The organism is Phreatobacter sp., from assembly GCF_022843985.1.
Lineage (GTDB): Bacteria > Pseudomonadota > Alphaproteobacteria > Rhizobiales > Phreatobacteraceae > Phreatobacter.
Map to the genome: position 1 here is coordinate 122,871 of NZ_JALHMP010000001.1, position 21,611 is coordinate 144,481.

The window sequence follows — 21,611 nt, forward strand, 5'->3', positions numbered from 1 at the left end:
ACACCTCCGGCAAGAACGAGGGTTCCCCATGCGCTACCTGCACACCATGGTCCGCGTGACCGATCTCGACCAGTCGCTCGACTTCTACTGCAACAAGCTCGGCCTGGTTCAGGTGCGCAAGAACGATTTTCCGCAGGGAAAATTCACGCTCGTCTTCCTCTGCGCCCCGGAGGACAAGGCGGCGGCGGAAGCGGACATCGCCGCTGGCCGGCGCGACGCGCCCATGCTCGAACTCACCCATAACTGGGATCCGGAAGCCTATACGGGCGGGCGGAATTTCGGCCACCTCGCCTATGAAGTTGACGACATCTACGCCACCTGCGAGCGGCTGCAGAAGGCCGGCGTCACCATCAACCGCCCGCCGCGCGACGGCCGCATGGCCTTCGTGCGCTCGCCCGACAACATCTCCATCGAGATCCTGCAGAAGGGCGAGGCCAAGCCCGCCGCAGAGCCCTGGGCCTCCATGGCGAATACCGGGGTCTGGTAATCCCTTGCTGCCGCTCAACGTCAACGTTCTCGATACCGGCACGCCGCCGATCCCGGCGGCACGCGCCTGGATGACCTCCTATGACGGCGCCGCCGGGCTGCCGATCGACCTGTCGCAGGCCGCGCCGGGATCGCCGCCACCCCCTGCCCTGCTCGAACGCCTGGCAGCGGCGGCGGGTCGGCCGGACGTCGCACGCTACGGCGCCATCCTCGGCGATGCGCCGCTGCGCGAGGCCTATGCGGCAGAAGTCGCCAGCCTCTATGGGGGCGATGTCTCCTCCGCCGACATCGCCATCACCGCCGGCTGCAACCTCGCCTTTCTCGCCACCGTGCTGGCAGTGGCGGAGCCGGGCACCTCAGTGATCCTGCCGTCGCCCTGGTATTTCAACCACCAGATGACGCTGCAGATGCTCGGCATCGGCGTCCAGCCTCTCGCCTGCCGGCCCGCGGCCGGTTTCGTGCCTGACCCCGCGGCTGCCGAGGCGCTGATCGACGCCACCACGCGCGCCATCGTGCTGGTGACCCCGAACAATCCGACCGGCGCCATCTATCCGGAAGGCGTCGTCGCCGCCTTTGCGGCTCTGGCCCGCAGGCGGGGGCTTGCCCTGATCGTCGACGAGACCTATCGGGACTTCCTCGCGGCCGGAACCAACCGGGCCCATGGCCTCCTGGCCGCTTCCGACTGGCGCGAAACCGTCATCCAGCTCTATTCCTTTTCCAAGGCCTATGCGGTGCCCGGCCACCGCATCGGTGCAATCACGGCAGGGCCCCAGGCCATGGGACAGGTCCTCAAGGTTCTCGACAGTTTCCAGATCTGTGCCGCACGCCCGGCCCAGGAGGCGCTCGCCTGGGGGATTTGCGGCGTCGCCCAATGGCGGGCGGAGACGCGGGCGACGATCAATGGCCGGATCGCTGCCTTCGAGACCGTCGTTAAGGCCTGCGCGGGCTGGACCATCTCGTCCATCGGCGCCTATTTCGCCTATGTTCGACATCCCTTCGCAGGAATCGGGGCGGAACGGGTGGCCGAGGCGCTAGCCCGGGAGCGCGGCGTCCTCGGCCTGCCGGGCAGCTATTTCGGCCCCGGCCAGGAAGACCACCTGCGCTTCGCCTTTGCCAATGCCGACGAGGCCGCGATCGCCAGCCTCCCCCATCGGCTCGCAGGCCTTTCGCCCTGAAGGTGCCTACATCTCCATGACCGCCTGGACGCCGGGCACGGCCTTGATGGCGCCGGCGATCTGCGGCGAGACCGCGAAGCGGCCAGGCAGTTTCACCTCGACCTCGCTGCCGGCATCGGCAAGCCGGATGACGAGGCTCACCTCACCATCGCCCTTCACCGGCAGGCGGCGGGCGATCGAGTCGATGGCTCCGAGATCCTCGACGAAGACGCGGAAGCCCTTCTGGACACGCACGGCCGCGGCATCAAGCGGCTCGACCGACTGGATGCGCACGCGCACGTCATCGCCCTGCAACTCGGCACCGACGGCCAGCAACACCGCCTTGCCGGGCTCGAGCAGATCGCGATAGAGCGCCAGACCCTCCGAGAACAGCACGCCCTCGTAATGGCCGGAGGGATCGGAAAAGGTGACGATGCCCATCTTGTTGCCGGTCTTGGTGCGCCGCTCCTGTCGCGACGTGACGACGCCGGCCAGCCGCCCGGCGCTGGCGCCCTGACGGACGCTGCGGGAAAATTCCAGGAACGGCTCGATGCGCAGGCGCTTCAATGCTGCCTGGTAATCGTCCAGCGGGTGGCCCGACAGGAAGAAGCCGATGGCCTTGTATTCCTCGTCCAGCTTCTCGGCCGGCAGCCAGGGCTCGACCTTCGGCACGCGGATGAGCGGTGCGCCAGAGCCGCCGAAGAGCTCATCCTGGCCGAGCGCCCGCCCCTCGGCCTGACGCTGGGCTTCCGCCAGCACCTGGTCGATGGCGGCGAAGGCGGCGGCGCGGTTCGGCTCCAGATCGTCGAAGGCGCCGGCGGAGGCGAGGTTCTCCAGTGTCTTGCGGTTGAGCATCCGCGGGTTGATGCGCTGGGCGAAGTCGCCGAGGTCGCGGAACGGCTGCTCGCTGCGCGCCGCCACCACGGCCTCCACCGCCTGCTGGCCGACACCCTTCACCGCCGCCAGGGCATAGAGAATGCGGCCCTCGGCCACCTCGAAATGGACACCCGAGCGGTTGATGCTCGGCGGGTCGACGGGAATGCCGAGGCGCACCGCCTCGCGGCGGAATTCGGACAGCTTGTCGGTGTTGGACAGGTCGAGCGTCATGGAGGCCGCCATGAATTCGACCGGGTAATTCGCCTTCAGATAGGCCGTATGATAGGAAACGAGGGCATAGGCTGCCGCGTGGCTCTTGTTGAAGCCGTAATCGGCGAATTTGGCGAGAAGATCGAAAATCTCGTCCGCCTTGGCCTTGGGGATCGACCGCTCGACACAGCCGGAGACGAAGCGCTCGCGCTGCTTGTCCATCTCCGCCTTGATCTTCTTGCCCATGGCGCGGCGCAGGAGATCGGCCTCGCCGAGCGAGTAGCCCGACAGGATCTGCGCCGCCTGCATCACCTGCTCCTGGTAGACGATGATGCCGTGGGTCTCGGAGAGCACCTGCTCGAGCAGCGGATGGGGGTATTCGGCCTTTTCGTGGCCGTGCTTGCGGGCGCAATAGACCGGAATGTTGGCCATGGGGCCCGGGCGATAGAGCGCGACGAGGGCGATGATGTCCTCGAAGCGGCTCGCCCGCATCTCGACGAGGGCCTTGCGCATGCCGGCGCTTTCCACCTGGAACACGCCGACCGTCTCGCCGCGGGCCAGCATGTCGTAGGTCCTGGCATCGTCGAGCGGGATGGTGGCGAGGTCGATGGCAATGCCGCGCCGGGCGATCAGTTCCACCGCCTTCTGCAGCACGGTGAGCGTCTTCAGGCCGAGGAAGTCGAATTTGACCAGCCCGGCCTGCTCGACCCATTTCATGTTGAACTGGGTGACCGGCATGTCGGTCTTCGGGTCTCGGTAGAGCGGCACGAGCTCGACCAGCGGCCGGTCGCCGATGACAAGGCCGGCGGCGTGGGTCGAGGCGTGGCGGTTGAGCCCTTCCAGCTTGGTGGCGATGCCGAAGAGGCGGGAGACGACGGGGTCCTCGTCGCGGGCCGCCTGGAGCTTGGGCTCGCCCTCGATGGCCTTGTCCAGCGTGACCGGAGCCGCCGGATTCTGCGGCACGAGCTTGCAGAGCTTGTCGACCTGGCCATAGGGCAACTCGAGGACGCGACCGACATCGCGCAAAACGCCGCGGGCCTGCAGGGTGCCGAAGGTGATGATCTGCGCCACCTGGGCGCGACCATAGCGCTCCTGGACGTAGCGGATCACCTCGTCGCGGCGGTCCTGGCAGAAGTCGATGTCGAAGTCCGGCATCGACACACGCTCAGGGTTCAGGAAGCGCTCGAAGAGCAGCGCAAAGCGCAGCGGATCGAGGTCGGTGATGGTCAGGGCATAGGCGACGAGGGAGCCAGCGCCCGAGCCACGGCCGGGACCGACGGGAATGTTCTGCGCCTTGGCCCATTTGATGAAGTCCGCCACGATCAGGAAATAGCCGGGGAACTTCATGCCGGCGATGATCGAAAGCTCGAAATCCAGGCGGTCGCGATAGTCCTTCTCGGTGAGGCCCGGGGCCGGTCCATGGACGGCGAGCCGCCGGTCGAGCCCCTCGCGGGCCTGGCGGGCCAGTGCGGCGGCCTCGTCCAGCACTGCGCCGCCGGCCTCCTCGGTGAAGCTCGGCAGGATCGGCTTGCGGGTCTTCGGCCGGAAGTGGCAGCGGCGGGCGATCTCCACCGTCGAGGCCACGGCCTCCGGCAGGTCGGCGAAGAGGGCCACCATCTCCACCTGGGTCTTGAACCGGTGCTCGGGCGTCAGCTGGCGCCGTTCGGAATCGCCCAGCACTCGCCCCTCGGCGATGGCGATCAGGGCATCATGGCTCTCGTAGTCTCCCAGCGAAGCAAAATAGCACTGGTTGGTGGCGACCAGCGGCAGGCCGCGCGCATAGGCCTCCTGGATGAGGTCGGGCTCCACCGCCTTCTCCTCGTCGAGGCCGTGGCGCTGCAGTTCGACATAGAGCCGGTCTCCGAAGATCGATTCGAGCCGGTCGAGGCGGCTGCGGGCGAGGTCTGCCTGGCTGTCGCGGAAGGCCTGGTCAACCGGACCGCCCGGGCCGCCGGTCAGCGCAATCAGTCCGTCGCCATGGGCGGCGAGCACGGCGAGCGAAATGCTGGCATCGCCGACATCGGCGCTCTCCATGAAGGCCCGAGACGACAGCGCCATCAGGTTCAGATAGCCCTGCTCGCTCGCCGCCAGAAGGGCGATGCGAGGTTTGGCCGCCTGAAGATTGGGCCGTTTGGGATCGACGGCCCTGTCGCCGCAGTCGAGACCGAGGGTGAGGCCGATGATCGGCTGGATGCCCTCGCCTTTCATTTTCTCGGAGAATTCGAGGGCGGCGAAGAGATTGTTGGTGTCGGTGACGGCTACTGCCGGCATCCGGTCATGGCCGGCCAGCTTGGCAAGCTTGCCGATGCCCAGCGCACCCTCCAGCAGAGAGAAGGAGGAATGGACCCGCAAGTGGACGAAAGCCTGTCCTGCCATCCAATCCCGTGTCCCTGCCATGGCTCGCCCGCGCCGAGTCGCTAGACGGCCGACCTTGGCGGTTAGGCGCCCTCTCTCGCAAGGGGTGAGGCGCCCTGGTCACCGCTATGCACAGGCCGGTGTCGTCATCCCTGAAGCGCTTGCGCCCAGACGGTGATCATGCCGGTGAAGAGACCCAGGGCGACCAGGGCGGCGGCGTCTTCGATGAAGCTGCGGATCATAATGTCCTCCCGCGTTTCCGAAAGCCAGGACATCATGTTCTCATTTTGTTCACGGAACAATAGACCGGAACAAAATCGGAACAATCGGTGTTAACGGACCGTTACCAGCCTCACAACTCGACGATGAGGCCGTCGCGGATGGTCACCCGCCGGTCCATGCGGCCCGCGAGGTCCATATTGTGGGTGGCAACAACCGCGGCGAGGCGCGAGGCCCGCACCAGTTGCCCGAGCGCCGAGAAGACGTGGTCGGCGGTCTTCGGGTCGAGATTGCCCGTCGGCTCGTCCGCCAGCAGGAGGCGCGGCGCATTGGCGACAGCGCGGGCGATGGCGACGCGCTGCTGCTCGCCGCCGGACATTTCCGCGGGACGGTGAGTCTGGCGCTCGCCTAGGCCGAGATAGGTCAGGAGTTCGCTCGCCCGGGCCTTGGCCTCCTTGTAGGAGAGGCCGCGGATCATCTGCGGCAGGATGACGTTCTCCAGCGCCGAGAATTCGGGCAGCAGGTGGTGGAACTGGTAGACGAAGCCGATCTCCAGCCGGCGGATGCGGGTGCGATCCTTGTCGGCGAGCTTCGAGGTCGCGCGCCCGCTGATATAGACCTCGCCGCCGTCGGGGGCTTCCAGCAGGCCGGCGAGGTGCAGCAGGGTCGACTTGCCGGTGCCGGAAGGAGCGATCAGGGCCACGGTCTCGCCGGGCCAGATGGCGAAATCGGCACCCTTGAGGATTTCGAGCGGCGCGCCGGCCTCGGCATAGCGGCGCTCGACCTTCTCCATCCACAGGACGGGGGCCTCTTCGCCGCCAGCGGCGGCGACCGGGGCTTCGGCGGTCACGACATCACTCATAGCGCAGCGCCTCGACCGGATCGAGCTTGGCCGCCCGCCAGGACGGGTAGAGGGTGGCGAGCAGGGACAGGACCAGCGCCATGAACAGCACGGTCAGGGTCTCGCCCGTCGACATGTCCGCCGGGATCTGGGTGAGGAAGCGCACGGTCGGGTCCCACAGGGTGGTGCCGGTCAGCCAGGAGACGAATTCCTGGATCTTCTCGATGTTGAGGCAGACGACGACGCCAAGGATGAACCCGGCGATGGTGCCGACCACACCAATGGAGGCGCCGGTGATGAGGAAGATGCGCATCACGGCGCCGCGCGTGGCGCCCATCGTTCGCAGGATGGCGATGTCGCGGCCCTTGTCCTTCACCAGCATGATCAGGCCGGAAATGATGTTGAGCGCCGCGACGAAGACGATCAGCGTCAGGATCATGAACATGACGTTGCGCTCGACCTGGAGGGCCGAGAAGAAGGTGGCGTTGCGCTGCCGCCAGTCGACGATGAAGACCGGCCGCTCGACGCCTTCCGACACGGCGCGGCGGTATTGTTCGATACGGTCGGCATTGTCGGTATAGACCTCGATGGAGGAGGCATCGCCGTCGCGATTGAAATAGGCCTGCGCCTCGGTGAAGGGCATGAAGACGAAGGCGGAATCATATTCCGTCATGCCCACCTCGAAGATGGCCACGATCGGATAGGCCTTGATCCGGGGCGTCATGCCCATGGGGGTGGACGAGCCCTTCGGCGAGACGAGGGTCAGGCTGTCGCCGAGCCGGAGCGAAAGCTGGTTGGCGAGCCTCTGGCCGACCATGACCCCTTCACTCGTGTCGAAATCCTCAAGGCCGCCCTGCTTGATGTTGGTGGAGATCAGCGGCAGGCGGCGCAGGTCCTCGGCCCGCATGCCGCGCACGATGGCGCCGCCGGCATTGAAGGCGGAGGAGGCCAGCGCCTGGCCCTCGATGACCGGGGCCGCCAGCCGCACGCCCTGAATGCGCATGAGGCGCTGGGCCACCTCGACATAGTCGGTCAGCGGCGTGTCGATCGGCTGGAGAACCATGTGGCCCTGGACGCCGAGGATCTTACCGAGCAGTTCCTTCCGGAAGCCGTTCATCACCGCCATGACGATGATGAGCGTCGCGACGCCCAGCATGATGCCGATAAAGGAGAACCCGGCGATGACCGAGATGAAACCCTCCTTGCGGCGCGCCCGGAGGTAGCGCAGCGAGAGCATCCATTCGAAAGCGGAAAAGGGGCGTGTTCCGGTGGCTTCTGACATCGACCAATCATGGGGTTGAACCGCAGGGCGCGGGTCAGCCCACACAAACTATCTGATTCAGGCCTTCTCGCGACGGGGGAGCGGCGGAATTTCCGGGGCCCGGCGCTTCACGCCGCATTGACCCGCCGAAACCTGTTGAAAACGGCGAAGGCGGCGCCCGACAGCAGCACGTCGACATAGCGCAGCGACTGGAAATACCCGTTCAGCGAGACGCGTGGCAGGGCGGTCAGGTGGTCGCGGTGCTCGGGGAAGAGCAGACCGGGGCGGGTCGTCACGGCGGTCTTGAAGCCGAGGTCGCGGGCCATGGCGAATTCGCGCGGGCCCGCCGAAGTCGGATCCCCGACGGGATAGGCGAAATGATCGATCCTGCGGCCGAGCTCGGCCTCGATGCGCTCGCGCGAGGCGGCCATTTCCCGACGCACCGTCTCCTCAGGGAACTTGGCGAGCATCAGGTGGTCGATCGTATGGGCGCCGAAGGTGACGAGCGGATCGGAACCGAGCGCCCTCACCTCGTCCCAGGTCATGCACAGGTCCCGGCAGATATCGCGGAAGTCGATGCCGTGGCGGGCCGACAGGTCGCGGACATAGGCGCGCAATTCGGTCTCGGGCAGAGAACGCAGCCACCAGTAGATTTCGCCGAAGGCCTCGCGCTTGAGCTGGGCGTTGGAACAGTCGAAATGCACGGTCTGGCCAGCGATCGACGCGGTCACCGCCCGCTGGGTGCGGACCGTGTGCTCAAGAACCAGCCACCAGAGCTCGCCCTCATGGTCCATGAAGGAGGTGGGCAGATAGATGGTGAAGGGTACGCCGTGCTTCTTCAGGATCGGATAGGCGAATTCGGCATTGTCGCGATAGCCGTCATCGAAGGTGAAGGCGACGAAGGGCCGGCCCTCTTCGCCCGCCGCCAGCCGGTCATGGGCCTCGTCGAGGGTGACGATGTCGAAGCCACCGGCACGCACCCGCTCGACGACGCCCTCGAGATAGTCGGGAGTGATCTCGAGAAGCGCATTGGGGGCGAACTCCTGCTGCCGTGCCGGACGCACGTGATGCAGCATGAGGATGGCGCCGACGCCGCCGACATAGGGGCGCATCAGGCGGTGGGCGCTGGTGAGGTAGAGCGCTTCCAGACCGACCTTGAAGACGTTCATCCGCAGGCCGCTCATTCCTGGACTCCTCCTCGACCTGGCATTCCATGCGCAAAATCACGGACAGAGTGCCAACCATTTCTTGAGACTTCTTTGACAACCTCGTTCCTTCGACCGAGGCGCCCAGATGACTTCCATCGCCGAGACGTTGTCGCCCCAGCCCGCGCCGCAGGCCGGCCTGCAGACGTCGTCTTGCGCTGTCGGCGTGCGGGTCTTCGACCATTTCGACGCGGTTCGCGCCGACTGGCGCGTGCTCGAGGCCGAGGCACCGCACAGCGGCTACCAGCGTCTTGGCTGGCAGGAGGCATTCCTGCGCCATCTCGGTCCCGGCGAGGTCCCCTGTCTGGCGCTGCTGGACGATGAGGCCGGCCAGCCTCAGGCTCTGCTGCCCTTCGTCGTCAGGCGCCGGGCGGGCGTAACCATCGCCAGTTTCATCGGCGGCAAACACTCCAATTTCGGCATGGGCCTGTGGCGACCCGCCTTCGCGGCCAGCCTGACGGCGGCTGGCCTGATGGCGGCGCTGCGCCAGATCGCCCGGCAGTCGCCGATGCCCATCGATCTCTTCACGCTGACCAACCAGCCGCTCGCCTGGGGCGGGCACGCCAATCCCTTCGCGCTGCTGCCCCACCGCCCCTCCCCGTCCTTCGGCTATCATCTGGCGCTCGGACCCGATGGCGATGCGGTGCTCGACCGGGTCGTCTCCTCGTCATCACGCCGCAAGATCCGCCGCAAGGAACGCTCGCTCGCCGAGATGGGAGCGTTGTCCTTCGTCGTGGCGTGCGAGCCCGCCGCCATTGTCCGGTTCACCGACACGTTCCTCGCCTACAAGGCGACGCGGTTCGCCGAACTCGGCATCGCCAATGTCTTCGCTGTCAGCGGCATGCGCGACTTCATCATCGACGCCGCGTCTGGCGAGGCTCCGGCCCTCGAACTCAGTGCCCTCATGGTCGGCGACGAGCCGGTAGCGCTCTTCGCCGGCACCATCGCCCAGGGGCGCTATTCCGGCATGTTCAATGCCATGATCCCCGGGCCGATGCAGAAGGACAGCCCGGGTGAATTGCTGCTCCACCATCTGATCCGCGACTGCTGCGCCCGCGGCCTCGCGGTTTTCGACCTTGGGGCCGGCGAGGCTGGCTACAAGTCGCACATCTGCGATGGCATCGACCCGCTCTTCGATCAGGCGATTGCCACGACCGCCAAGGGTGCCGCCCTGGCGGCGGCGCTCGGAGCGCTGGGGCATGCCAAGCGACGGGTCAAGCAATCGCCTTTCCTGTGGTCGCTGGTCGGAAAGCTGCGCCGCCTGCGCGCCAAACCGGCGGCCCGGGATAACGCGGCCTGACTCAGGCGGCCGCCATCTCGTCGTCGATGGCGAGCATCACCACGACCGGCCGAAGCCCAGCACCCGTCAGCCGCTCATAGGCACTCTGGACACCGGCATCGCCAGCTTCGCCTTCGCTGACCACGACTGCATCATCCGCGAGGGCGACGAGGTCGTCGAAAGCGGCCGCAGCGGCGGGCAGAATGCCGCCCGACAGCACGATCGCGTCATAGCCGTGCGCCAGGGCCTCCACGGCGAAGGCCGCCATGTCCGCTGCGGGCGCGCCCACCGTGCCAACGGGGACGATATGCGCCGGCGATTGTGAATCGCGATGGATGATGTCGCCGAAGCCGGCGCGTCCGGCGGCGAAATCCGAGAGGCCGGCGGCCCGGAACCCCGCCATAGTCGACAGGAAAGCATTCTCGTCATCGAGATCGATCATCACCACGCGGCGGCCGGCGACCGCCAGCTCCCGCCCGAGCGCGAGGGTGACGCCGGATGCGGAGAGGCCGTCCCGGGTCGCGACCACCAGCGTGCGGCGGCAAGCGGCCTCTCCGGTGCCGGGGTCGAGCAGATGGGCAAGCGCGGCGATGCTCTCCGGTGCCACCGGCGTGAGGGTCTCCGGGAAGACCGATTGTTCGGCTGAGGCGGCGAGCGGCGGCGCCTCGACCTGCCGTCGCACATCGGCGGCCGGCGCCGCCGTCCCTTCGGAAGGGTCATCGCTTGCCGAAAACTCTGCGGGAGGCGTTCCGACCAGCAACGCCAGTGTCGCCACCGCGGTAATCGCCAGGATCAGTGTACCGAGGGTGACGATGAGGATGGTTGGAAGCTTCTTCGGGAAGGCCGGGACATTGGAAAGGAGGGCGCGCGAGATAACCCGGGCGTCGGCCGGCAGAGCGGAGAGTGTATCGCGGGCGGAGGCATCGCGGTAGCGGGCAAGAAGCGTCTCAAGCTGGTCGCGCAGCGACTTGGCCTCGCGATCGAGGACGCGCAGCTGCACCTCCTGCTCGCTGGCCTCCCCGGCCTGCCGCTTCACCTGATCGAGGTTCTGCTGCAGCGCCTCGACGCGAGCCCCGGCGAAGCGGGCATCGTTCTCCAGCACCCGGACAAGCTTTTCGGCCTCGGAGCGGATCTGCCCATCGAGATTGAGGCGCTGGGCCTGCAGCTCGGCGATGCGCGGATGGCGCGGGCCGAGGGTGGACGATTGTTCGGCCAGCTGGGCGAGCACGGCGGCGCGCTGCTCGTTGAGACGGCGGATGATCTCGGAATTGACGATTTCGCCCGATTCGATCGGCCGGCCGGACCTCAGGAAGTCACGCAGCAACCGGGCACGGGTCTGCGCGTCAGACTGCTGGGCCCGGGCGGCGGCGATCTGACTGTTGACCTCGGCGAGTTGCTGGGCGGTCAGGCTGGTATTGTTGGTGCCTACGAAGAGATTGGCGCGGGCCCGGAAGCTCTCGACACGGCCCTCGGCCTCCTCGACCTTGCGGCGCAAGCCGTCGACCTCGCCCGAGAGCCACTGACTGGCATTGCGGGTCTGGCTGCGCTTGTTCGCCTGCTGGGCCTCGATGAACTGGGCGGCGACCATGTTGGCGGCCTCGGCGGCGAGCGCCGGGTCCTGCGAATCGAACTGGATGGCAATGATGCGCGACCTGTCGACCTGATAGGCCGTCAGCTTCTCGAAATAGCTGCGCAGCACCCGCTCTTCGGCGGTCATGCGCATCGGATTCTCGGCAAGACCGAGGAAGATCAGCACCTGTTTGACGGGATTGAAACTGCGCAGGGCGGGATCGAATTCCGGCTTGCGGGCGAGGTCGAGCTTCTGCGCCACGGCCTTGGCGACGTCACGGGAGAGAATCAGCTGGACCTGGCTGAGAACGGCCTCCTGGTCGACGGCCGCGCGGTCGGCGCCACCGGAGCGATCGCTTTCCGGGCGGGTAAAGGAGCTCTCGCCGTTCTCGACGAGAATGCGGGCCTCGGAGCGATAGGTCGGAGCGGTCAGGCTGACGGCGGCGAAGCTGATGGCGAGCGCGGCCAGGGTCGGAGCAATGATCCAGAAGCGCGAAGCCCAGAGGGCGCGGGCCAGACCCGCGAGGTCGAGATCGACCAGGGAAGCCCTGTCGCGACCTGACGGTATCGTGTCTCCTGCCCCGACCATGATGCCGCCACCTCCTGCAACGTCCACGCAGGCTGAATAGAAATCATTAGGGTTGCCATCGGGTTAATCAGCCGAGGCCGGGACGCGCCCAGTCAGTCTTTCTTAACCACGCTGGCCGATGATCGCCGCCATGATCACGAGAGGTTTCGAGGTGCAGCCGTGAAGCGCTCTTTCCTGCTGGTTGCGGCGACAGCGCTGGTTCTGGCTGGGTGCGCCGGCCGTCCGGGCGCCGGCCCCGGCACGCTCGTCGATACGACGCGCGGTACGGCCGGGCCCGTCGGCCCGGAAGGCGCGCTGGTGCCGCACGAGCAGATCATGCCGCGCGGCCCCTATCTCCTCGACACCGGCGACCGTCTGCGGGTGGTGGTCTTCGGTCAGGAGGGCCTGACCAACTCCTATGCTGTGGATGCCACGGGCTCCATCGCCATGCCGCTGATCGGCCTCGTCCCGGCAGCCGGCCGCTCGACGGACATGCTGGCCCGGGACATCGCCGCCAAGCTGCGCGGCGGCTTCATTCGCGAGCCGAGTGTTTCCGTCGAGGTCGAGACCTACAGGCCCTTCTTCATTATGGGCGAAGTGACCGCCGGCGGGCAGTTTCCATTCGTCACCGGGATGACCGCGCAGAACGCCATCGCCATTGCCGGCGGGTTCACGCCGCGCGCCAACCGCTGGAATATCGAGGTCACCCGCAAGGTGAACGGCCAGCTCTACCGCGCCGACGTACCGCTGACCCACCCTCTCGCCCCCGGCGATACCGTCGTGGTGCGCGAGCGCTGGTTCTGACGCCTTTGTCCTTATCGAGCCTTGCGATCCTCCATGTCATGCGCGCGCCGGTCGGCGGGCTGTTCCGGCACGTGGTCGACCTTGCGGCGGCGCAGGCCGCCCGCGGACACCGCGTCGGCATCGTCGCCGACGCCTCGACCGGCGGCGATCGGGCGGCAGCGGTCTTCGAGGGCCTGAAGCCGGTGCTCGCCCTCGGCCTCGCCCGGGTGCCGATGAGCCGCGAACTCGGCCCGGCCGATTGGTCCGCCGGCCGCGGCGTCGCGCAGATCCTCGCCGCGAAGGACATCGACGTCGTTCACGGCCACGGGTCCAAGGGCGGCGCCTTCGCCCGTCTTGCGGGTGGCTCACGCCTCAAGGTCTACACGCCCCATGGCGGCAGCCTCCACTATTCGCGCACGACGCCCGTCGGCTTCGTCTACCTGACGCTCGAACGCCTGCTCGCGGCCCGCACCGACCTGTTCCTGTTCGAGAGCCTGTTCGGCCTCAACGCCTTCGCCGCCAAGGTCTGCAAGCCCCGCGGCGCCGTGCGCGTCGTGCATAACGGCGTCAGCGAAGGCGAGTTCTCATCCGTGCCATCGCGGCAGGGCGCGACCGACCTCCTGTTCATCGGCGAGTTGCGGCACCTGAAGGGCATTGACGTGTTGATCGACGCCATCGCCCTCCTGCGCGGGCGCGGGCGCGTTTTGACCGCGACCATCGTCGGTGACGGTCCCGATGCCGGCCACTTCCGCCAGAAGGCCGCGGATGCCGGCTTAACCGACGCCGTGACCTTTACGGGCGCGCTTCCCGCACGCGAAGCCTTTGCCCGCGGCCGCCTGCTCGTCGTGCCCTCGCGGGCGGAATCGCTCCCCTATGTGGTGCTGGAGGCCGGCGCGGCGGGACTGCCGGTGCTGGCGAGCGCCGTCGGCGGCATCGGCGAGATCTTCGGACCCGACGCGGACAGGCTGGTGGCGCCCAGCAGTGACTGGGCGCTCGCGGGTGCCATAGCCGCCGCCCTCGACGATCCCAACGAGACCCGCGCCCTGGCCGCGCGCCTGCGCGAGCGCATCCAGGCCGGCTTTTCCGTCGACGCCATGGCCGAGGGCGTGCTTGCCGCCTATGGCGAGGCCCTCGCACTGCGCCGCGCCGCCTGAGCACCAGGACGGATCAAGCGAAAAGCAACCTTTTGCGATTAAAGCTGGCCGCAGGGACGTGACGCGCACTGCGCGGGCGCGAAGGAGACAACCACATGCTGGGATTTACCGGCCGCGACATCATCAAGGAGGCGGAAGCGGCGCGCGCCAGCCAGCCGGCCAGCGACAACCGCCGCCCCTTGTCGGATCTCGCTGAGCGTATCGCCGGGGAGACGGTCGGGACGGTCTATTCGCCGGTCGTGCTGTCCGGCCTCGTCAGGCTCGCCGAGTTCGTCATCGTGATGGCACTGGGCGCGACGATCTATCTGGGATGGGTCTTTCCCCAGCATGGCGTGCAATGGCCCTCGCTCCTCGGCCTCGTCGGCGTCGCGGCGCTGGCGCTCGCGGCCTTCCAGGCGGCCGGGCTCTATGACGTCCACGTCTTCCGCACCCATGTCGCGCAGTTCAGCCGGCTGTTTTTCGCCTGGACCATGGTCTTCCTGGTGGCGATGGCCATCGCCTTTTTCGCCAAGGCCGGCGATTCCTTCTCGCGGGTCTGGCTTGGCTCCTGGTATCTGAGCGGCCTCGTCATCCTGATGGGTCAGCGCGTCGGGCTCGCCCAGTTGGTGCGCACCTGGTCGCGCGCCGGGCGGCTGCAACGCCGCGCCGTCGTCGTCGGCGGCGGCGAGCCGGCGGAGGAACTGATCCGCTCCATCCTCGCCCAGTCCGACAGCGACGTGACCATTTGCGGGACATTCGACGACCGGACCGACGACCGCTCTCCGGCTCATGCGGCTCATGTGCCAAAGCTCGGCACGGTCGATGACCTGCTGGAATTCGCGCGCCGTACCCGGGTCGATCTCGTCATCGTCACGATCCCGATGAGCGCCGAAAAGCGCGTGCTCGACATGCTCCGCAAGCTGTGGATCCTGCCGGTAGACATCCGCCTCGCTGCCCATACCGCCAAGCTGCGGTTCCGCCCGAGGGCCTATTCCTATATCGGCAACGTTCCCGTCCTCGATGTCTTCGACAAGCCGATCCAGGACTGGGACATCGTGCTGAAATGGGTGTTCGACAAGATCGTCGGCACCGCCGCGCTGATCGCCCTTTCGCCGATCTTGCTGGCCACCGCCATCGCCGTGAAGCTCGATTCGAAGGGGCCGGTCTTCTTCCGCCAGAAGCGTTACGGCTTCAACAACGAGATGATTGAGGTTTTCAAGTTCCGCTCCATGCATACGGAGATGAGCGACGCCACGGCCTCGAAGCTCGTGACCAAGGGCGACCCGCGCGTTACCCGCGTCGGCCGGTTCATCCGCAAGACCTCCATCGACGAATTGCCGCAGCTCTTCAACGTCGTCTTCAAGGGCAACCTGTCGCTTGTCGGTCCACGCCCGCATGCCGCCCATGCCAAGGCCGCCGACAAGCTCTATGACGATGTCGTCGACGGCTATTTTGCCCGCCACAAGGTCAAGCCCGGCATTACCGGCTGGGCCCAGATCAACGGCTGGCGCGGCGAGACGGACACGCCGGAGAAGATCCAGCGGCGCGTCGAGCACGACCTCTACTATATCGAGAACTGGTCCGTTCTCTTCGACCTCTATATCCTCGCCAAGACGCCGATCTCGCTCGCCCAGCATCGCGAGAACGCATTTTGACCCTCGCCCTCCCCGCGCCCCGCGCCGGGGGGATGCTCCAAGGCGGTGAGCCGTTCCGGCTCGCCGCCCTCTGGCTCATGATGGTCGGAGGTGCCTTCGTCTTCGCCGAGCCCTCGCCCTACGAGATCGGCGCGCTTGGGGCCATAATAGCTTTTGCCGTGACGGGCGGCCTACGGCTGCGGGCGGCACACGGCCCGTTGCTCATCGTCCTCGTCGTCTATTGCCTCGGCCTCACGATTGCGGCGATTCCCGTTCTCGGCGCGCCCCAGGTCGCGCCCTGGGTCGCCGTCTCCTGGTATCTTGCGGTCACCATGGTGTTCTTCGCCATCGTGGCGGTCGACAATACAGAAGCGCGGATGCGGGTGATCACCCGCGCCTGGACTCTGGCGGCACTGATCGCCGCCGTCGCCGGGATTGCCGGCTATTTCCGGTTGTTCCCAGGCGCCTTCGACCTCTTCACGCTCTATGGCCGTGCCAAGGGCACTTTCAACGACCCGAATGTGTTCGGTCCGTTCCTCATCCTGCCGCTCCTGGTCGCGATGCAGGCCTTCCTGCGTGCCACCTCCGGGTCGCTCATCCGCGCGGGGGCTGTCTTCGCGATCTTGCTCGTCGCTCTGCTGCTGTCCTTTTCGCGCGGCGCCTGGGTCCATTTCGCCCTGTCCGCGGTGATCATGGTCGGCCTGATGGTACTGACCGCCGAGACGGCAGCCCAGCGATTCCGGATCCTTCTCGTCGTCGCCGCTGGCTTCGTGCTGCTGATCGCCTTCGTCGGCGCCCTTCTCAGCATCGACAAGGTCGCCGAACTGATGCGGGAGCGGGCGAGCCTCACCCAGAGCTACGATGCCGGTCCGATGGGACGATTCGGCCGTCACGCCTATGGCTGGCAGATGGCGCTCGACGAGCCGCTCGGCATCGGGCCGCTGCAATTCACCCGATTCTTTCCCGAGGCCCCGCACAATGTCTATCTGAATTCCGTCATGGCCGGCGGCTGGACGGGCGGAATCGCCTATATCGTCCTGGTGGCGGCGACGCTGCTGGTTGGGCTGGTCGCAGCCCTCGGCCGGACGCCCTGGCAGCCCTTCACCATCGCCGTTTTCGCGACGTTCTGCGGCCTCGCCTTTGAAGGACAGATCATCGACAGCGACCACTGGAGGCATTTCTGGGTGCTGGCGGGCCTGCTCTGGGGACTGGCCATCACCAAGCGGGTTGCGGCGGCGCGCGAAACGTCCTAAATGCCACGCACGGTCGGAGTGTAGCGCAGCCCGGTAGCGCACTTGCATGGGGTGCAAGGGGTCAGAGGTTCAAATCCTCTCACTCCGACCAATTTTCCACCAATACTGGATTTCGCCCCGGATCTCGTTCGGTTGTGCAGGTGCCAGCTGTTTGGCGCCATGACCGGCGCTGTACTCAACCCGATGTCTCTTTACCTATCGATGGCACGGAACCGCAGTCCTTCCGGCAGGTTCATCTGGCAGGAGGATACCTGTCATGGCCCATATCGACCCCAACGACGACCGCCTCACTGTGAAGCCGACCCGGTGGGACAGGGAGCCGCGACCAGATGTCGACCCGCCGAGCGATCCGCGCATAGCGCGAAACACCTATGGCAACTGGGGCCTGATCGGCGGCGTCGCCGCGGTCCTGGTGCTCGGCATCGTCATTTTCGCGATGATGGGCGGCAATCCGAGCGGCCAGACCACGCGCGAGCAATCGCAGACGACCGTGCCACGCGCCGATCCGACCACCACCGGCGCGACGCCGCCTGCAGCCGCTCCGACGGCGCCCGGTTCTGCGCCGCCTGCGACCGCTCCCATGACGCCCGGCTCCACGCCGCCGCGGCAGTCGCCGTAACCCGGCCTTGCCACGGGTTCGCCTCTGCCCTTCCCGCGGGCCGGAGAGGCGCGAGATGGCTGGCGAGGCCGGCCTTTACCGAGAGCATGCGCGACGCGGCCGAAAAGCGGTTCATGTCGATCTGAGTACCGATCAGCGCATCCCCGTCTTGGGGCTTGCGCCTGACATGCCGACGCCCGCCCCGCCACCGGCATGCAATGAGTGGCGCTTGCAGGCTGCTACCGCAGACGCCAGCCGCAGACGCAAGCGGCCGGGCCTTCGCCAATGGTGCAAACGGCCTTGCCGCTGACCCTGTCCTCGTCCCACACTGATGCGAACGAGGCAGTCGAACGGGATCGGCGATGCAGCTCAACACGCGGTTCAGGCCACGGCTCGGTGGATGGCTGGGCATCGCCGTCGTCCTGCTGCTGCCGCCGGCCATCGGCGCCGCCTATGTCGGCGCGCTCAATGCCGCGACCTTCGACGACCGCAGCCTGTTGTGGCAGCTCACCATCGGGCTGCTGCTGTTCGTTCCGGTCGGGCCGCTGCTCATCCTGTACGGCAGCGAATGGGTCACGCGTCCCGATCCGGAGGCCCTGGCAAAAATCGACAAGATCATTTCCGAGCTCGAATTCGCCAATGTCCAGGCAGGGGAACTGGAGCGTGGTCTCGAGCCGGTGCGGGACGTCGCGGACCATATGCGTCGGCGCATCGAGGAAGCCGCCAAGGCGCCACCGCCGCCGTCACCGACCCCGAGCTGGCGCCGCTAGGCGATCAGCGCCCGTCGAAGGACGCATCAAGCCGCTTGCGGCATTCCAGGAGTTCATAGAGCGCGGCCTGCAGGCGACGGACATCGTCGGCGGCGAGCCGGGCAACCGCCGGCACGACCGGCGATGCCGGCGGGGATGGGACCGCGATCCGCATTGAGGGCATATCCACGACCGGGCGGACCTGCGGCGGGAGTTCCGGCACGGCGATGGGCATCGGCACCCGTGCGACAGGCCTTTCCGGCTCGGCCTGCACCGGCATGGGGCGCTGGACCAACGGATGGGCTGCAGGCGACGGGCGCGGCGCGATGACGGGTTCGCGCCGTCCAGGGTCGTATCCCGCATCATCGGGATCGTCGTCCTCGTCCTCCGGCGCGGCCGCCCGTGCGAAGGGCGGCGCGCCATAGGACGACGCGGCGAAGGCCGGAGGGCCGCCGGAGGCAAGGGCAAGAGGTCGGCCGTCGGCGGTTTCGTTCTCGTCGTCGTCCAGCAAGGGATCGATGATATCCGGACCCTTAGGCTTCGGCAGGGTCGCGGCCCCCTCGCCGCGCCCCAGTGCCTGAATCGCCTTGACGCCACTCTCCTTGATGATCCGCTGCACGCCACGGATCGTGTAGCCCTCGCCATAAAGGAGATGGCGTATGCCTTTCAGAAGGTCGATGTCGTCGGGACGGTAGTAGCGACGGCCGCCGCCGCGCTTCAGCGGCCTGATCTGGCTGAAGCGGGTTTCCCAGAACCTCAGGACATGTTGCGGCAGATCGAGGTCGTCGGCGACCTCACTGATCGTGCGATATGCGTCGGGGGCCTTGTCCACCACAATTCCGGCTCTGTGTGAGAATGCGCGATAACGCGATGGCATCGGGCAAAATCACGGTGGCGGATTCGTGGCGCGGCGGCAACCGCGTTGCGTGTTGCCGTCAGTCGCGCATGCCCTCGACGCTCTGGCCGTTGATCTTGGCCTTCAGGATGTTGGAGGGCTTGAAGACCATGACGCGGCGCGGTGCGATAGGCACCTCCTGCCCGGTCTTCGGATTGCGGCCGACGCGTTCCCCCTTGGAGCGGACGACGAAGGAGCCGAAGGACGAGAGCTTGACCGTCTCGCCATCGGCCAGGCAGTCGGTGATCTCCTTCAGGACCAGCTCGACAAGTTGTGCGGATTCGGTCCGCGACAGCCCCACCTTCTGATAGACGGCCTCGCAAAGATCAGCGCGCGTGACTGTCTTGCCCGCCATGTCGATCCCCCAACACTTGCCACTGGATATGGCGGCCTTGCTCCGGGCCGAGGCACCGAAACCGCTCTTATCACTCTGATTTTACTATCACTATGGGGTCAACTGGCAACGGTCAACCCATTGTAAGCGGAACAGGATGCCTCACCAGCGGATCAACGCGGAGCCCCAGGTGAAGCCACCGCCCATGGCTTCCAGCATGACCAGATGGCCCGGCTGGATGCGCCCGTCGCGAACCGCCACGTCGAGCGCGAGCGGGATCGAGGCGGCGGAGGTGTTGCCATGGCGGTCCACGGTGATGACGACCTTTTCCGGCGCGATCTTCAGCTTCTCGGCCGAGGCGTCGATGATGCGCTTGTTGGCCTGGTGCGGGACGAACCAGTCGAGATCGGCCGAGGTCGTGCCGGTGGCGGCATAGGCGTCGTTCATCACGTCGGTGATCATGCCGACGGCATGTTTGAAGACCTCGCGGCCCTCCATGCGCAGGTGACCGACGGTCTGGGTGAGCGAGGGCCCGCCGTCGACATAGAGCTTGGTGGTATGGCGTCCGTCGGAGCGCAGATGGGTCGTCAGGACCCCGCGGCCGGCGAGGCCGTCGGGCTGCTCCTGGGCCTCGAGAACGACGGCGCCGGCCCCGTCCCCGAAAAGGACGCAGGTGGTGCGATCGGTCCAGTCGAGGATGCGGGAGAAGGTTTCGGCGCCGATGACCAGCGCCCGTCTGTGGCTGCCCGAGCGCAGGAACTTGTCCGCCGTCGACAGGGCGAAGACGAAGCCCGAACAGACGGCCTGCAGGTCGAAGGCGACGCCGTGCCGGATGCCGAGGCGATCCTGGATCGTCGTGGCACTGGCCGGGAAGGTCCGGTCCGGCGTCGATGTCGCCAGGATGATGAGGTCGATGTCCTGGGCATCGAGGCCGGCGGCAGCGAGCGCCGCGCTGGCCGCGGCGAGGCCGAGGTCGGAGGTGGTTTCGCCATCGGCGGCGATATGGCGCTCACGGATGCCCGACCGCTGGACGATCCACTCGTCCGAGGTGTCCACGAGCGTCGAGAGTTCGGCATTGGTCATGACGCGGGCGGGCAGATAACTGCCCACACCGCGCACCACGGAACGAAGTGTCACGATGCGGCCTCAAGAGGGGCGACCGGCGGCGCCGGACGCGAAGCATGATAAGCGTCCAGCATGGAGCGGATCTTCGACTGGAGATCGTAGCGGGCCATGTCGTAGGCGAGATCGACAGCGCTGGCAAAGCCTAGCGGATCGGTGCCGCCATGGCTCTTGATGACGATGCCGTTCAGGCCGAGGAAGACGGCGCCGTTGCTCTTGCGCGGGTCCATCTTCTCACGCAGCGTCGAGAAGGCATTACGGGCGAGGAGATAGCCAAGCTTGGCTCGCCAGGTGCGCGACATGGCGGAACGCAGATACTCGCCAATCTGCTTGGCCGTGCCCTCGCCGGTCTTGAGGGCGATGTTTCCGGTGAAGCCCTCGGTGACGATCACGTCGGTGATGCCCTTGCCGATATCGTCACCCTCGACGAAACCGCGATAATCCAGCGTCTTCATGTCGGCATCGCGGAGGATCTGGCCGGCCTCGCGGATGAATTCGAGGCCTTTGACCTCCTCGACGCCGATGTTGAGGAGGCCGACGGTCGGCCGCTTGAGATCGAAGACGACGCGTGCCATGGCGGCGCCCATCACCGCCATGTCGACGAGGGCGGCGGCATCGGCGCCGATAGAGGCGCCCATGTCGAGGACGATCGATTCGCCGCGCAGCGTCGGCCAGAGGGCGGCGAGCGCCGGGCGTTCGACGCCGTCCATGACCTTGAGATTGAAGGCGGCCATCGCCATCAGCGCGCCGGTATTGCCGGCCGAGACGGCGGCCTGAGCCCGCCCGAACTTCACCTCGTCGAGGGCCCGCCACATCGACGAGACGCGGCGGCCATAGCGCAGCGCCTTGGAGGGCTTGTCATCCATGCGGATGGCAACGTCGGCATGGACGATCTCGCAACGCGCCCGGACGCGCGGATTGGCGGCGAGGAGCGGCGTGATCTGCCGCTCGTCGCCGACCAGCACGAATTCGATGTCGCCGTGGCGAGACAGCGCGATCTCCGCGCCCGGCACGACGACGGAGGGACCGAAATCGCCCCCCATGACGTCGAGGGCCAGCCGTACCTTCTCGGACATGCACCTATCCG

Annotated in this window: 17 protein-coding genes, 1 tRNA gene and 1 pseudogene; 10 read left to right on the plus strand and 9 right to left on the minus strand. The window is 67.0% G+C overall.

The window, feature by feature from the left end; all coding sequences use genetic code 11:
• Nucleotides 1-28: 28 nt before the first annotated feature.
• Complete coding sequence (gene gloA, locus Q0C57_RS00600; RefSeq protein WP_296570609.1) at nucleotides 29-487, plus strand: lactoylglutathione lyase; 459 nt, start codon at nucleotides 29-31, stop codon at nucleotides 485-487.
• 4 nt (nucleotides 488-491) lie between these two features.
• Complete coding sequence (locus tag Q0C57_RS00605) at nucleotides 492-1,661, plus strand: aminotransferase (RefSeq protein WP_296570612.1); 1,170 nt, start codon at nucleotides 492-494, stop codon at nucleotides 1,659-1,661.
• Between the two features lie 6 nt (nucleotides 1,662-1,667).
• Here Q0C57_RS00605 and dnaE read toward each other — a convergent pair whose 3' ends face one another.
• The 4 genes from dnaE to Q0C57_RS00625 form a co-directional block, all read right to left on the minus strand.
• Nucleotides 1,668-5,102, minus strand: a complete 3,435-nt coding sequence (gene dnaE / locus Q0C57_RS00610; RefSeq protein WP_296570616.1) for a DNA polymerase III subunit alpha — start codon at nucleotides 5,100-5,102, stop codon at nucleotides 1,668-1,670.
• A 331-nt stretch (nucleotides 5,103-5,433) separates the two neighbouring features.
• A complete protein-coding gene (locus Q0C57_RS00615; protein ID WP_296570934.1) occupies nucleotides 5,434-6,093 on the minus strand; it encodes an ABC transporter ATP-binding protein in 660 nt (219 codons plus the stop codon).
• A 61-nt stretch (nucleotides 6,094-6,154) separates the two neighbouring features.
• Nucleotides 6,155-7,423, minus strand: coding sequence for a lipoprotein-releasing ABC transporter permease subunit (locus Q0C57_RS00620; protein WP_296570619.1), 1,269 nt, complete (start codon nucleotides 7,421-7,423; stop codon nucleotides 6,155-6,157).
• Between the two features lie 107 nt (nucleotides 7,424-7,530).
• On the minus strand, nucleotides 7,531-8,586 hold the full coding sequence (locus Q0C57_RS00625) for a polysaccharide deacetylase family protein (protein WP_296570623.1): 1,056 nt from the start codon (nucleotides 8,584-8,586) through the stop codon (nucleotides 7,531-7,533).
• Between the two features lie 109 nt (nucleotides 8,587-8,695).
• On the opposite strand from Q0C57_RS00625, the gene Q0C57_RS00630 reads away from it, so the two are divergent.
• Nucleotides 8,696-9,907 carry a GNAT family N-acetyltransferase gene (locus Q0C57_RS00630; RefSeq protein ID WP_296570626.1) on the plus strand — a complete coding sequence of 404 codons (1,212 nt, stop codon included), beginning with the start codon at nucleotides 8,696-8,698 and terminating at the stop codon, nucleotides 9,905-9,907.
• A gap of 1 nt (nucleotide 9,908) precedes the next feature.
• Here the strand turns inward: Q0C57_RS00630 and Q0C57_RS00635 are convergent, their stop codons facing one another.
• Complete coding sequence (locus Q0C57_RS00635; protein WP_296570629.1) at nucleotides 9,909-12,044, minus strand: Wzz/FepE/Etk N-terminal domain-containing protein; 2,136 nt, start codon at nucleotides 12,042-12,044, stop codon at nucleotides 9,909-9,911.
• Nucleotides 12,045-12,203: 159 nt separating this feature from the next.
• Between Q0C57_RS00635 and Q0C57_RS00640 the strand changes: the two genes are divergently transcribed.
• The 7 genes from Q0C57_RS00640 to Q0C57_RS00670 all read left to right on the plus strand — a co-directional run bounded on the left by Q0C57_RS00640 (nucleotide 12,204) and on the right by Q0C57_RS00670 (nucleotide 18,194).
• Nucleotides 12,204-12,827, plus strand: coding sequence for a polysaccharide biosynthesis/export family protein (locus tag Q0C57_RS00640; protein WP_296570632.1), 624 nt, complete (start codon nucleotides 12,204-12,206; stop codon nucleotides 12,825-12,827).
• Nucleotides 12,828-12,865: 38 nt separating this feature from the next.
• Nucleotides 12,866-13,960: a glycosyltransferase family 4 protein gene (locus Q0C57_RS00645; RefSeq protein WP_296570635.1), complete on the plus strand. Its 1,095-nt coding sequence runs from the start codon at nucleotides 12,866-12,868 to the stop codon at nucleotides 13,958-13,960.
• A gap of 95 nt (nucleotides 13,961-14,055) precedes the next feature.
• The gene (locus Q0C57_RS00650; protein ID WP_296570637.1) at nucleotides 14,056-15,594 is read left to right on the plus strand and encodes an undecaprenyl-phosphate glucose phosphotransferase; all 1,539 of its coding nucleotides are present in this window, start codon (nucleotides 14,056-14,058) and stop codon (nucleotides 15,592-15,594) included.
• Complete coding sequence (locus tag Q0C57_RS00655) at nucleotides 15,591-16,826, plus strand: O-antigen ligase family protein (protein ID WP_296570640.1); 1,236 nt, start codon at nucleotides 15,591-15,593, stop codon at nucleotides 16,824-16,826. Before Q0C57_RS00650 ends, Q0C57_RS00655 begins: the two co-directional genes overlap by 4 nt.
• A gap of 14 nt (nucleotides 16,827-16,840) precedes the next feature.
• A tRNA-Pro gene (locus Q0C57_RS00660) sits at nucleotides 16,841-16,917 on the plus strand.
• Nucleotides 16,918-17,082: 165 nt separating this feature from the next.
• The gene (locus Q0C57_RS00665) at nucleotides 17,083-17,445 is read left to right on the plus strand and encodes a hypothetical protein (RefSeq protein WP_296570642.1); all 363 of its coding nucleotides are present in this window, start codon (nucleotides 17,083-17,085) and stop codon (nucleotides 17,443-17,445) included.
• Nucleotides 17,446-17,786: 341 nt separating this feature from the next.
• Nucleotides 17,787-18,194, plus strand: coding sequence for a hypothetical protein (locus tag Q0C57_RS00670; protein WP_296570645.1), 408 nt, complete (start codon nucleotides 17,787-17,789; stop codon nucleotides 18,192-18,194).
• A gap of 556 nt (nucleotides 18,195-18,750) precedes the next feature.
• Here Q0C57_RS00670 and Q0C57_RS00675 read toward each other — a convergent pair.
• The 4 genes and pseudogenes from Q0C57_RS00675 to plsX all read right to left on the minus strand — a co-directional run.
• Nucleotides 18,751-19,005 (minus strand): annotated as a pseudogene (locus Q0C57_RS00675) (MerR family transcriptional regulator); the annotation flags it as partial.
• A 103-nt stretch (nucleotides 19,006-19,108) separates the two neighbouring features.
• Complete coding sequence (locus Q0C57_RS00680; RefSeq protein ID WP_296570648.1) at nucleotides 19,109-19,423, minus strand: integration host factor subunit alpha; 315 nt, start codon at nucleotides 19,421-19,423, stop codon at nucleotides 19,109-19,111.
• A gap of 141 nt (nucleotides 19,424-19,564) precedes the next feature.
• On the minus strand, nucleotides 19,565-20,542 hold the full coding sequence (locus Q0C57_RS00685) for a beta-ketoacyl-ACP synthase III (protein WP_296570936.1): 978 nt from the start codon (nucleotides 20,540-20,542) through the stop codon (nucleotides 19,565-19,567).
• Entirely contained in the window at nucleotides 20,536-21,600 is a 1,065-nt protein-coding gene (gene plsX / locus Q0C57_RS00690; RefSeq protein ID WP_296570651.1) for a phosphate acyltransferase PlsX, read from the minus strand. Before plsX ends, Q0C57_RS00685 begins: the two co-directional genes overlap by 7 nt.
• Nucleotides 21,601-21,611: the final 11 nt, after the last annotated feature.

Bases quoted from the DNA above. Each gene is read 5' to 3' on its own strand.
- Q0C57_RS00630 (WP_296570626.1), top strand. From the start codon at position 8,696: ATGACTTCCATCGCCGAGACGTTGTCGCCCCAGCCCGCGCCGCAGGCC.
- Q0C57_RS00665 (WP_296570642.1), top strand. From the start codon at position 17,083: ATGGCCCATATCGACCCCAACGACGACCGCCTCACTGTGAAGCCGACC.
- Q0C57_RS00615 (WP_296570934.1), bottom strand. From the start codon at position 6,093: ATGGAGAAGGTCGAGCGCCGCTATGCCGAGGCCGGCGCGCCGCTCGAA.
- gloA (WP_296570609.1), top strand. From the start codon at position 29: ATGCGCTACCTGCACACCATGGTCCGCGTGACCGATCTCGACCAGTCG.
- dnaE (WP_296570616.1), bottom strand. From the start codon at position 5,102: ATGGCAGGACAGGCTTTCGTCCACTTGCGGGTCCATTCCTCCTTCTCT.
- Q0C57_RS00680 (WP_296570648.1), bottom strand. From the start codon at position 19,423: ATGGCGGGCAAGACAGTCACGCGCGCTGATCTTTGCGAGGCCGTCTAT.
- Q0C57_RS00635 (WP_296570629.1), bottom strand. From the start codon at position 12,044: ATGGTCGGGGCAGGAGACACGATACCGTCAGGTCGCGACAGGGCTTCC.
- Q0C57_RS00670 (WP_296570645.1), top strand. From the start codon at position 17,787: ATGCAGCTCAACACGCGGTTCAGGCCACGGCTCGGTGGATGGCTGGGC.
- Q0C57_RS00620 (WP_296570619.1), bottom strand. From the start codon at position 7,423: ATGTCAGAAGCCACCGGAACACGCCCCTTTTCCGCTTTCGAATGGATG.
- Q0C57_RS00645 (WP_296570635.1), top strand. From the start codon at position 12,866: ATGCGCGCGCCGGTCGGCGGGCTGTTCCGGCACGTGGTCGACCTTGCG.
- Q0C57_RS00650 (WP_296570637.1), top strand. From the start codon at position 14,056: ATGCTGGGATTTACCGGCCGCGACATCATCAAGGAGGCGGAAGCGGCG.
- plsX (WP_296570651.1), bottom strand. From the start codon at position 21,600: ATGTCCGAGAAGGTACGGCTGGCCCTCGACGTCATGGGGGGCGATTTC.
- Q0C57_RS00625 (WP_296570623.1), bottom strand. From the start codon at position 8,586: ATGAGCGGCCTGCGGATGAACGTCTTCAAGGTCGGTCTGGAAGCGCTC.